This window comes from Pseudomonas sp. 2hn (assembly GCF_019646095.1).
GTDB lineage: Bacteria > Pseudomonadota > Gammaproteobacteria > Pseudomonadales > Pseudomonadaceae > Aquipseudomonas > Aquipseudomonas peradeniyensis.
Map to the genome: position 1 here is coordinate 3,109,421 of NZ_CP081016.1, position 10,223 is coordinate 3,119,643.

Below are 10,223 nucleotides of genomic sequence, written 5' to 3' on the forward strand. Positions count from 1 at the left end.
CGGCCTCGTGCCGCGAAAGGGCTGCGCAGCGGCCCCAAGAGTTCAGTACTGAGCAAAGATCGCCGGGGCCGCTTTGCGGCCCTTTCGCGGCACGAGGCCGCTCCTACAGGGGGGCGTGTAATCTGCAGATTTTTGCTCGACGCAAAATGTACTAACTTGTTAATTAGCTTGCTAAGGGCTTAAACTTCCCGCATTCCACCTGCGAGATCCCTGGCATGAAAGACTCACCCCGCGCCTGCGGCGCCTCAACCTTCATCCTGGTCGGACTGGGCGTCGTCATCGCCCTGCTCGGCCTGCTCCTGGCTGCCGGCGGCGTCAAGCTGGCCGGCCTGGGCGGTTCCTGGTACTTCCTGGTCGGCGGCCTGGCCATGGCCATTGCCGGTATCCTCATCGCCCGTCGCAAGCCGGTCGGCGCCTGGCTGTACGCGGTGTTTCTCACCGGCACCGCCGTCTGGGCCGTGGCCGACGCCGGGCTGGTGTTCTGGCCGCTGTTCTCGCGGTTGTTCATGTTCGCCGCCATCGGCTTCGCGGTGGCGCTGGTGTATCCGCAACTGGTCCAACGCCCTGCGCGTGGCGCCTATGGCGTCGCCGGCCTGCTGGGCGTGGCGCTGGTGATCGCCGCCGGCAACATGTTCGTCGCCCATCCCAGCGTCGCCCCCACCGGCAAGGGCCCGGACCTGACCCCGGTGGAGCCGGGCCAGCAACAGAAAGACTGGGCCCACTACGGCAACACCGAGGGCGGCAGCCGCTTCGCCGCGCTGGACCAGATCAACCGAGGCAACGTCGACCAGCTCAAGGTGGCCTGGACCTACCACACCGGTGACGTCGCCCTCAGCGACGGCAACGGCGCCGAAGACCAGCTCACCCCGCTGCAAGTAGGCGACAAGGTGTTCATCTGTACCCCGCACAACAACCTGATCGCCCTCGACGCCGACACCGGCAAGGAACTGTGGAGGAACGCTATCAACGCCCAGTCCAAGGTCTGGCAGCGCTGCCGTGGCATGGCCTATTTCGACGCCAGCGCGCCGATCGCCCAGCCATCCCAACCCGACAGCACACCCGTCAGCGTGGCCAGCGTGCCAGCCGGCGCCAACTGCCAGCGCCGCCTGCTGACCAACACCATCGATGCCCGCCTGATCGCGGTCGATGCCGACACCGGCGCGTTCTGCGAAGGCTTCGGCGACAACGGCCAGGTCGACCTCAAGGCTGGCCTGGGTAACGTGCCGGACTCTTACTACCAGCTGTCCTCGGCGCCGCTGATGGCCGGCACCACCGTGGTGGTCGGCGGCCGCGTCGCCGACAATGTGCAGACCGACATGCCCGGCGGCGTGATCCGTGGCTTCGATGTGATCACCGGTGCCCAGCGCTGGGCCTTCGACCCGGGCAACCCGCAGGACCGCGACGCCCCGCAAGGCGACCAGACCTACGTGCGCAGCACCCCCAACAGCTGGGCGCCGATGTCGTACGACCCGGCGATGAACACCCTGTTCCTGCCGATGGGCTCCTCGTCCACCGACATCTACGGCGTCGAACGCAACAAGCTTGACCACACCTACGGCGCCTCGGTGCTTGCCCTGGACGCAACCACCGGCAACGAAAAGTGGGTGTACCAGACCGTGCACAACGACCTCTGGGACTTCGACCTGCCGATGCAGCCAAGCCTGATCGACTTCACCAAGGATGACGGCAACACCGTGCCCGCACTGGTGATCGGCACCAAGGCCGGGCAGATCTACGTGCTCGACCGCGCCACCGGCAAGCCGCTGACCCAGGTCGACGAAGTACCGGTCAAGCCGGGCAACATCCCCAACGAGCCGTACTCGCCGACCCAGCCGAAGTCGGTGGGCATGCCGCAGATCGGCGCGCAGACCCTGACCGAGTCGGACATGTGGGGCGCCACTCCGTACGACCAGTTGCTGTGCCGCATCGACTTCAAGAAGATGCGCTACGACGGCCTGTACACCGCGCCCGGCACCGACTTGTCGCTGAGTTTTCCGGGCTCGCTGGGCGGCATGAACTGGGGCAGCCTCTCCACCGATCCGGTGCATGGTTTCATCTTCGTCAACGACATGCGCCTGGGCCTGTGGATCCAGATGATCCCGTCGCAGAACAAAGGTGCCGCCGCAGGCGGTGGCGAAGCACTGAACACTGGCATGGGCGCGGTGCCGCTCAAGGGCACACCGTACGCGGTGAACAAGAACCGCTTCCTGTCGGTGGCCGGTATTCCGTGCCAGGCGCCGCCGTTCGGCACCCTCACCGCCATCGACATGAAGACCCGACAGGTCGCCTGGCAAGTGCCGGTCGGCACCGTCGAGGACACAGGCCCCCTGGGCATCCGCATGCACCTGCCGATCAAGATTGGCCTGCCGACCCTGGGCGGCACCCTGTCCACCCAAGGCGGCCTGGTGTTCATCGCCGGCACCCAGGACTTCTACCTGCGCGCCTACGACAGCGGCAACGGCAACGAAATCTGGAAGGCCCGCCTGCCGGTCGGCAGCCAGGGCGGCCCGATGACCTATGTGTCGCCGAAAACCGGCAAGCAGTACGTAGTGGTCACCGCCGGTGGCGCACGCCAGTCGACTGATCGTGGCGACTACGTGATGGCGTACGCCCTGCCCTGATCCGCGTCGCTCCCTTCGCGGGTAAACCCGCTCCTACAGGACTTTCACTGGACTGCAACTTGTGCGGTCCCTGTGGGAGCGGGTTTACCCGCGAAGGGGCCCTACACACAACCCGAGATTACGCAATGCCCGGTGTTCTTCGTTTCACTCCCTTCTTTCTTGTGCTGACCAGCACCGCGTCTCTCGCCGACGACAACACCCTGACCGGCGACTGGGGCGGCCTGCGCCACCAGCTCGCGGCAGACGGCATCACCTTCACCGGCGACTACAGCGGCGAGACCGCCTACAACGCCCATGGCGGCCTGCACCGCTCGGCCCGCTACTCGCAGAACCTCAAGCTCGGCGTGCAGTTCGACCTGTCGAAGCTGTACGGCCTGGACAACGGCGGCAAGGTCCAGCTGGCCGTCAACGACCGCCGCGGCAACAGCGCCTCGGAGGACCTGGTGGGCAACCGCCTGCCGATCCAGGAAAACTACGGCGGCCTCTACACCCGCCTGACCGAGCTCAGCTACGAGCGCAACCTGTCGCCGGCGCTGAACCTCAAGCTCGGCTACATGGCCATGGGCAATGATCTCGGCGGGCTGGACAGCGGCATTTTGTGCAACTTCATGAACGCCGGCTTCTGCGGTCACCCGCTGAACATGTCCGGCGGCAGCGGCTGGACCAACTATCCCAACGCCCACCTAGGCGTACGGGTGAAGTACGACCTGACGCCTGACTGGCAACTGCGGCTGGCGGCATTCAACGTCGACCCCGAGAGCAACGGCAATTCCAGCCGTGCCTGGCACCTGGGGCCCAAGCACACCACCGGCACCGTGGTCCCGGTGGAGCTGGTGTACAAGCTGCGCGGCGAACTGCCAGGCGAGTACAAGCTCGGTTACTACTACGACAGCTCGAACGCCAAGCGCATCGGCAGCAGCGCGGAAGTCGCCGGCCGTGGCGGCCATTACCTGCTGGTCGACCAGGCCATGTGGAACGACCCGGCATCGCCCGGGCGCAGCCTGCATGCCTTCGGCCAGTACTCGGCGTCGAGCAAGGCCGCCTCGCCGTTTACCAAGTGGTATGGTGCGGGGCTGGTGCTCTACAAGCCGTTCACAAACCGGCCACGGGATACCGTCGCATTGGGATATGGCCGCGCGGTAGCGAACCCACGTAGCCGCGAGGTGCTGGAAGACGCCGCCCTGGACGCCGGGCAGCCCTTCCCGAACCTCGACAGCGCCGAGCAACTGGTCGAGCTGAGCTATGGCTACCAGGCCACCGCGTGGTTGAACCTGCGGCCTGATGTGCAGTACATCGTCGAGCCGGGGGCGTTTTCCGGCAACGACATCAAGGACGCGCTGGTGTTCGGGTTGCAGGTCAAGGCGACTTTCTGAGCCATGCAGCCCTTTCGTCACGGCGCTTGGTCACGGTAAATCCGCAGCCACACCCCTGCAATATTCTTCAATACCGGCTCAAGCAGTGGCCCTAGAGTGCAGCTTCCTCTCCCTGGAAGCCTGCACCATGCAACTGTTCCTGCTTATCGCCAGCGCTCACTTTCTCGCCCTGCTCTCCCCCGGCCCGGACTTTTTCCTGGTCGCCCGCACTTCGGCCAGCGCCGGCTGGCGGGTGGCCAGCGGCGCCTGTGTGGGGATCGCCCTGGCCAATGGCGTGTTCATCGGCGCGGCCTTCGCCGGGGTATCGTTTCTGCAAGCCGACAGCCTTTTGTTCGTCGCCCTGCAACTGGCCGGCTGTGGCTACCTGCTTTACCTCGGGCAGCTGTTCCTGCGCCATGCCGGGCAGAGCAGCGTAATCGGTGCCGAGCCCCGCACGGCATTGCACATCGGTGGTTGGCTGAACCGCCTGGGCATGGGCTTCGCCTCGGGCATCCTCAATCCGAAGAACGCCTTGTTCTACGCCAGCCTGGCGAGCATGATCGCCAGCAGCGGCGCCCTGGCCAAGCTGGCCTATGGCACCTGGATGTGCGGCATCGTCCTGGCCTGGGACCTGCTGGTGGCGGTGGCCATCGGTAACCAGCAGGTGCTGCGCCGCTTCGCCCATGCCCTGCCCTGGCTGGAGCGGGCCTCGGGGGTGATGCTGATCCTGCTCGCCAGTGGCGTGCTCATGCACCTGGCCTTGGACTGAGCAGCGTCAGCCGCCGCAGCTCGAGCAGGCTGAAGTAGCCACGGCTCCAGCCGCCGGTGTCCAGATGCCAGACATTGCCCAGCACCTTCATCTCCAGCACAGGTGTGTGCCCGACCAGCAAGGCCCGCAAGCCCTTCACCGGTCGACTGTCGCCCTCCTTCAGGCGCCGTCGCGACCACTGGCACACCTCGCGCACCTGCGGGTCACCTCCGGCCTGCAGGTTCTCGCACAAACGCTCCCAGTCGTCGAACGGGCTGTCGGCGTGCAGCAGCCCGACCGGCCCGTCGGGTGTGTCGACCTGCAGCGCGATCGGCAACCGCTCGAACACCTCGACGAAACGCGCCTGCTGTGTTTTCGGCAGGTCGAGGAACCAGCCGCCGCCGGCCGCCCGGTACATGTCCAGGTCGACCCGCCCGCCGCGCAGATGATTGACCGCCAGCGACTCGTGGTTGCCCTGCACCGCGTGAAACCAGGGCTTGGCCAGCCATTCCAGCGCCTGCGGGCTGGCCGGCCCACGGTCGACCAGGTCGCCGACGCTGAACAGGCGGTCGACCAACGGATCGAACTCGACGGCCTCGAGGCATTCCTGAAGGCGCTCGAAGTGCCCATGAATATCGCCCACGGCCAGGTCACGCCCGCGGGTATTGGCGGTCATCCGCCGAAAAGCGCTCATTGCATCAGTCCTCTGCTTATGCCCCGCACCGGCGTAAAATAGGCAGGCAAGCCGCCCAAATCCGGAGGTGCATCATGCGTACCACCCTGGCCAGCGCCCTGTTGCTGGTGCTGGCATTCGACAGCATGGCACAGGGCGTTCCGACCGCGCAGGTCGAGGTGCGTTTCGACCACCCGGAAAAATTCCGCGATGCCAGCCTCGACAACCGCGGCTACCCCCAAGGCGCCGACCCGCAGGTGATGAAAGCCCTCACCCAACACCTGCAGAAGCTCGGCCAGCGCTACCTGCGACCCGGCCAGCAACTGGTCATCGACATCCGCGACATCGACCTGGCCGGACGTTTCGAGCCCTGGCACAGCCAGGCCTACGATGTGCGTTTCATGCGCGAGGTCACCTGGCCCAGCATCGACCTCTACTACACCCTCCAGCAGCCCGGGCAACCCGCGCTCAAGGCCCAGGAACACCTGAGCGACAAGATGTACCTCAGCCGCCCCGGCCGCCTTGGCAGCAACGACCGGCTGTATGCGGAAAAGGCCATGCTTGGCGATTGGTTCCGTCAACGCTTCGCACCGCCGTCCTGATCGTCACCGCGCCAGCCGGCGCAGGGCGATGGGCGCGATCAGCCGATGGAATGGCGCCACCGGCAACATGTACAGGCGGCCCAGCCAGTTGTGCGTGCGCACCACGGTGCTGACCAGCACCTCGCACCGCCCGGGGGCCGTCGGGCGACGCATCAGGGCAATGTGCACGTCCAGGTGGTGATCGCAATCGGCCAGCAGCACCTCATGCTCGCTGTTGCTGACCAAAGTAAAGATGCCCACCCGCTCTCCAGGCCGGTAACTGCCCGGTGCGCGGGTCTGATCGATGGCGGTCAGCCGGCCCAGGTTCTTCAACCCGAACAGCCCGACCACGCGGTTGCGCAACACCATCATTTCGTCGATCCAGCCGGGCATGCTCGTCATCAGGCGCAGGAAATACGCCATGGCCGGTTGCTCGTCGTCCGCCAGGTCGATGGCCCGGCAATGGCGGAAGCCCGCAACTTCTGCATGCGGGATAATCAATGAATCAACAGGTATGGCGGCGCGGCTCATCGAATCCTCATCCATGAAAGTGCTGCCTCACGACTGGTGGAGGCTGCATGCCCGATAGTATCCTCGGCGTTCGCACTCATGCCAGGGATCAGGCCAGATGAAATACCTGTTGTTGACACTGGGCAGCTACGCCGGCAGCTATTACCTGGTGGGGCTGTTGATCCGTGGTCGCCTGGCCGACCTCGCCGAAGGCTTGCGTCATCGCCCCGATGCACCATCACCAGGCCTTTACTTGCGTGAAGTCGAATCCCACGCACGACGCGCCCACCGGCATTACAGCCTGGTCGTCGGAACCGTTCTGGCATTGTTGTCATTGCTGGCCTGTATCTGGCTCGCTTGAAATGCTGGGTTCAGGCAAGCCAGCCGGCGTGCTTCGGACAAACTGATCTTGGGTATGACAGTGTCCGGAATGCGTGACGAGGCCGACAGGTTGTAGGCGCGGAAATCGCGGTTTAGCACCTGGTCCGCCATCAGCGACAGCGACGGCAGGATGCGGCGTTCCCAATGCTGGTCAAGCCCACAAGGCGAGCGCGCCTGCCCCTCACGCTCGTAGAACCGCCCGGTGGACTGGTTCATGTCCAGCCCCACCAGCAGCACGTCATCGAAGCCCAGGTGATAGGCCAGCTGCAACGCCACATAAGCCACCGTGCGCGCATCGAAGAAGCCGTGGGAGAGGTCCTTGCTGAAGCCGATCGAGCGGGAGCGCTTGCTCCACAACGCGCGGTTGCGCACATAGACCCCATCACGCGCGCCCAGCCAGTCTGCAAGGCCAGGATCCTTCGCCTTGCTCAGCGGGTAGCAGACGGTGCCCGGCGGCACCTCGAGCGACTCCAGTTGCTCCGGCCACAAGGCCAGGTGCGCACTGGTGCGCACGGCCGTGGCAAACAACTCGGGTTGCTGGCGAGGAAAGTCCCGGTCAGTGCACAAGTAGAAGAAGGGCCCCAGGCCGGCGGCGTCGAGCATGGCGATGGAACCGTTCATGGCGATCACGGGCACGCTGGAAAATTCAGCAATGGGAAAATCCTTGGCCGATACGCCGGATCCTAGAATCACGACTGGCCCCCGCTGGGTATTGCGACACGCCTCGAAGCTGGAGAGCGCCCCACAAGCAGCATACGGCTGCGAGGGAGAAGAAGACATTGGCGAGTGAAGTCCTTGAAGATACACACAGCTACCTTACAGTTCTTCACAATTCAAATGAACAATTTTACAAAAATCTTACAGAACCGAGACACCTCAAGCCTCGCAGCCTAGAACGCCAGCGCCAGGCTCTGCCGCCCCTCCAGCGCCAGCAGGAACTGCTTGGCCGGCAATCCACCAGCGAAACCGGTCAGGCTACCCGAGGCCCCGATCACCCGGTGGCATGGCGCGATGATCGAGATCGGATTGCGTCCGTTGGCCGCGCCCACCGCGCGGACCGCGTCGGGCTTGCCGATCTGCCGGGCGATCTCGCCGTAGCTGCGGGTCTGGCCAAAGGGAATGGTCAACAGTGCCGCCCAGACCTCACGCTGGAACTCGGTGCCGACGAAGTCCAGTTCCAGCTCGAAGCGCTGGCGTTGTCCTGCAAAGTACTCGCCCAGCTGGCGGGCGGTCTCGCGCAGCACGCCGTGCTGGTCATCACGGTGCAGTTCGCCCAGGCGCACCCGGTTTTCCCGCTCGTGCTCCCACAGCACGGCGCCCAGCCGCTCGCCTCGCGCCACCAGGGTCAGGGTGCCGACGGGCGATTGCATGAGGGTGAAGGCACAGGACATGGCAGGCTCCGGCAGGACGACGATCACTGCACTGTACCCATCGCGGCGTGCCGGCGCATCCGCTTTCTTGCCAGGGCATCGCCCCTGGCCAGCCCGGGCCTGCGCCCCGTACACTGGGGCGCCACTCGTTTTTCAAAGGATGGAAACACAGTGAACGACGCATCGCCCGACATCGTCATCGAACGTTTTGCCGAGCAGCACTTGCAGGGCATCGCCGCGCTCTACAACGAACCAGCCGTGTGCCGCCAGGTGCTGCAGATGCCCTATCAGTCCGTCGAGGTCTGGCGTGAACGCCTGGCCGCCTATCACGAACGCCAGGTCCGCCTGGTGGCGGTGCACCAAGGCCAGGTGATCGGCAATATCGGCCTCGACCAGAGCACACGCATCCGCCAGGCGCACCTGGGCGAACTGCTCATGGGCGTTGCCCAGGCCTGGCAAGGCAAGGGCGTCGGCTCGCGGCTGATGACGGCCATCCTCGACATCGCCGACAACTGGATGAACCTGCGGCGGGTCCAGCTCACCGTCTACGCCGACAATGAGCCGGCGCTGGCGCTGTATCGCAAGTTCGGCTTCGAAACCGAAGGCCGGCTGCGCGATTATGGCGTGCGCGACGGGGTGTACGTCGATGCGCTGTGCATGGCGCGGATGCGTCAGTCGTAGAACGCCATGCCCGCGTAGGGTTTGACCCGACAGGCCGCCAGCCGCGACTGCAGATCGCCGACATGGGCTTCGAGCTGGTGGCCGTCCGGGTCGAGAAAGTACAGCGAGTCGCCCTCGCTGCTGTCCTGTTTCCACAGCCGTACGGCATGCTCACGCTGCTATCATACCCGCGAACACATCAGCGCCGCATCGAGCAGGCGCCCCTTGTCATACCAGGCATCCCGCTGGTACGCCGAGAACTGCTGCCGCCCGGCGGAGCCTTGAACCTTGACCAGGCCCTCGGCCTTGTTCGGATCGGTGCTGGCGACAAACAGCTCCAGGGCGCCCTGGTTCTGCACGACATAGGTCTTGGCCGTATCGGGAAGCTCGGCCTTGACGCAATTCAGGTACTCCGGCGGGCTTTTCGCAGTCATGCCGAAGGTGTTGTCGCGGCCCGCACGGATATCGGGATCGTGTGCGCAGCCCACCAGCAACAGGCTGGTGGCCACTGCCATCATCAAACGGCTCATACAGACTCCAACCACCCCAGCAGCAAGCCCTGGACAGGGTCAGACACCCACCACCCTTTTTAATAGTCTGCTTACGATCTACAAGACTAGCCCCAGGTGACGAGGGCGGTAGGCCGGTTCGCTATATCGCCTGGCTTTCAGGCCGGCCTGTCGATTCGGTAGAGCACATGCGGCCGCAATGCATTGCCTTCAGGCACCGTCGGGTCGGGGAAGTCCTCCGCCGGATCCGAGCGCATACCCAACCGCTCCATCAAAGCCCGCGACGGGGTGTTGATACTGGAGGTGTAACCGATGACCTGCCTTAGCCCAAGCGTCGACCAGGCGTGCTCCAGGCATGCGCTGGCCGCCTCGAATGCATACCCCTGTCGCCAGTGGTGGCGTCCGAAGATCCAGCCGATTTCGACGTGCGGGCCGCCCGGTATCTCATCCCCGGTCAAGGACAGTCCAAGCCCGCCGACCAATACGCCATCGACCTTGCGTTCGACAGCGACGAAACCGAACCCATGGACCTGCAGATGTTGATCGCAATCCGCGAGCATCGACCTGGTTTCATCGGGCGACAGTATCGATGGGTAGTAGTAGCGCCTGACTTCGGGGTCGGCATTGATCAGGGCAAAGGTTTCGATGTCCCGCTCGGCCCAGGGACGCAGGGCAAGACGTGGTGTTTCGATGAACATGGGTAAACTGCAACTCCCTTCTACCAGGCACTCCTCGCATCGCCCCGGGCAAAAACCACCCGTTCGATGCCTGCAAGGCGAAGGAATCTAGCACAGTCACAGGATTGCAGACGCAAGACT

12 protein-coding genes and 1 pseudogene are annotated in these 10,223 nt (G+C 64.8%); 6 read left to right on the plus strand and 7 right to left on the minus strand.

Going from position 1 to position 10,223, the window contains the following annotated elements; translation table 11 throughout:
- Positions 1–215 precede the first annotated feature (215 nt).
- From K2O50_RS13960 to K2O50_RS13970, 3 genes are all read left to right on the plus strand, one after another.
- On the plus strand, positions 216–2,621 hold the full coding sequence (locus K2O50_RS13960) for a glucose/quinate/shikimate family membrane-bound PQQ-dependent dehydrogenase (RefSeq protein WP_050705412.1): 2,406 nt from the start codon (positions 216–218) through the stop codon (positions 2,619–2,621).
- Between the two features lie 125 nt (positions 2,622–2,746).
- The gene (locus K2O50_RS13965; protein ID WP_050705411.1) at positions 2,747–3,994 is read left to right on the plus strand and encodes a carbohydrate porin; all 1,248 of its coding nucleotides are present in this window, start codon (positions 2,747–2,749) and stop codon (positions 3,992–3,994) included.
- Positions 3,995–4,121: 127 nt separating this feature from the next.
- On the plus strand, positions 4,122–4,742 hold the full coding sequence (locus K2O50_RS13970) for a LysE family translocator (protein ID WP_050705410.1): 621 nt from the start codon (positions 4,122–4,124) through the stop codon (positions 4,740–4,742).
- On the opposite strand, the gene K2O50_RS13975 is transcribed toward K2O50_RS13970, so the two are convergent.
- Positions 4,720–5,415, minus strand: coding sequence for a metallophosphoesterase (locus K2O50_RS13975; RefSeq protein ID WP_050705409.1), 696 nt, complete (start codon positions 5,413–5,415; stop codon positions 4,720–4,722). The two genes, K2O50_RS13970 and K2O50_RS13975, sit on opposite strands and share 23 nt — an antisense overlap.
- Positions 5,416–5,489: 74 nt before the next feature.
- Between K2O50_RS13975 and K2O50_RS13980 the strand changes: the two genes are divergently transcribed.
- Positions 5,490–5,996, plus strand: a complete 507-nt coding sequence (locus K2O50_RS13980; RefSeq protein WP_050705408.1) for a DUF3016 domain-containing protein — start codon at positions 5,490–5,492, stop codon at positions 5,994–5,996.
- 3 nt (positions 5,997–5,999) lie between these two features.
- Here K2O50_RS13980 and K2O50_RS13985 read toward each other — a convergent pair whose 3' ends face one another.
- Complete coding sequence (locus K2O50_RS13985) at positions 6,000–6,521, minus strand: DUF2867 domain-containing protein (RefSeq protein ID WP_052896473.1); 522 nt, start codon at positions 6,519–6,521, stop codon at positions 6,000–6,002.
- A gap of 82 nt (positions 6,522–6,603) precedes the next feature.
- Here K2O50_RS13985 and K2O50_RS13990 point away from each other — a divergent pair, with 82 nt between their 5' ends.
- Positions 6,604–6,846: a hypothetical protein gene (locus K2O50_RS13990; RefSeq protein ID WP_082337720.1), complete on the plus strand. Its 243-nt coding sequence runs from the start codon at positions 6,604–6,606 to the stop codon at positions 6,844–6,846.
- Here K2O50_RS13990 and K2O50_RS13995 read toward each other — a convergent pair.
- On the minus strand, positions 6,780–7,646 hold the full coding sequence (locus K2O50_RS13995; RefSeq protein ID WP_052896472.1) for a lipopolysaccharide biosynthesis protein: 867 nt from the start codon (positions 7,644–7,646) through the stop codon (positions 6,780–6,782). The two genes, K2O50_RS13990 and K2O50_RS13995, sit on opposite strands and share 67 nt — an antisense overlap.
- A 110-nt stretch (positions 7,647–7,756) precedes the next feature.
- Entirely contained in the window at positions 7,757–8,257 is a 501-nt protein-coding gene (locus K2O50_RS14000) for a methylated-DNA--[protein]-cysteine S-methyltransferase (RefSeq protein ID WP_050705406.1), read from the minus strand.
- Between the two features lie 150 nt (positions 8,258–8,407).
- Between K2O50_RS14000 and K2O50_RS14005 the strand changes: the two genes are divergently transcribed.
- Entirely contained in the window at positions 8,408–8,917 is a 510-nt protein-coding gene (locus tag K2O50_RS14005) for a GNAT family N-acetyltransferase (RefSeq protein ID WP_050705405.1), read from the plus strand.
- Here the strand turns inward: K2O50_RS14005 and K2O50_RS26655 are convergent.
- The 3 genes and pseudogenes from K2O50_RS26655 to K2O50_RS14015 all read right to left on the minus strand — a co-directional run.
- Positions 8,908–9,072: pseudogene (locus K2O50_RS26655) on the minus strand (hypothetical protein); the annotation flags it as partial. The gene K2O50_RS14005 and the pseudogene K2O50_RS26655 sit on opposite strands and share 10 nt — an antisense overlap.
- 6 nt (positions 9,073–9,078) lie before the next feature.
- Positions 9,079–9,426: a hypothetical protein gene (locus tag K2O50_RS14010; RefSeq protein ID WP_371263140.1), complete on the minus strand. Its 348-nt coding sequence runs from the start codon at positions 9,424–9,426 to the stop codon at positions 9,079–9,081.
- Positions 9,427–9,563: 137 nt separating this feature from the next.
- Positions 9,564–10,103: a GNAT family N-acetyltransferase gene (locus tag K2O50_RS14015; protein WP_050705404.1), complete on the minus strand. Its 540-nt coding sequence runs from the start codon at positions 10,101–10,103 to the stop codon at positions 9,564–9,566.
- Between the last annotated feature and the right edge of the window lie 120 nt (positions 10,104–10,223).

Excerpts from the sequence above, each read along its gene's own strand:
- K2O50_RS13995 (WP_052896472.1), bottom strand. The coding sequence starts at position 7,646 with ATGTCTTCTTCTCCCTCGCAGCCGTATGCTGCTTGTGGGGCGCTCTCC.
- K2O50_RS13980 (WP_050705408.1), top strand. The coding sequence starts at position 5,490 with ATGCGTACCACCCTGGCCAGCGCCCTGTTGCTGGTGCTGGCATTCGAC.
- K2O50_RS14000 (WP_050705406.1), bottom strand. The coding sequence starts at position 8,257 with ATGTCCTGTGCCTTCACCCTCATGCAATCGCCCGTCGGCACCCTGACC.
- K2O50_RS14015 (WP_050705404.1), bottom strand. The coding sequence starts at position 10,103 with ATGTTCATCGAAACACCACGTCTTGCCCTGCGTCCCTGGGCCGAGCGG.
- K2O50_RS13990 (WP_082337720.1), top strand. The coding sequence starts at position 6,604 with ATGAAATACCTGTTGTTGACACTGGGCAGCTACGCCGGCAGCTATTAC.
- K2O50_RS13985 (WP_052896473.1), bottom strand. The coding sequence starts at position 6,521 with ATGGATGAGGATTCGATGAGCCGCGCCGCCATACCTGTTGATTCATTG.
- K2O50_RS13965 (WP_050705411.1), top strand. The coding sequence starts at position 2,747 with ATGCCCGGTGTTCTTCGTTTCACTCCCTTCTTTCTTGTGCTGACCAGC.
- K2O50_RS13960 (WP_050705412.1), top strand. The coding sequence starts at position 216 with ATGAAAGACTCACCCCGCGCCTGCGGCGCCTCAACCTTCATCCTGGTC.
- K2O50_RS13970 (WP_050705410.1), top strand. The coding sequence starts at position 4,122 with ATGCAACTGTTCCTGCTTATCGCCAGCGCTCACTTTCTCGCCCTGCTC.
- K2O50_RS14010 (WP_371263140.1), bottom strand. The coding sequence starts at position 9,426 with ATGAGCCGTTTGATGATGGCAGTGGCCACCAGCCTGTTGCTGGTGGGC.
- K2O50_RS13975 (WP_050705409.1), bottom strand. The coding sequence starts at position 5,415 with ATGAGCGCTTTTCGGCGGATGACCGCCAATACCCGCGGGCGTGACCTG.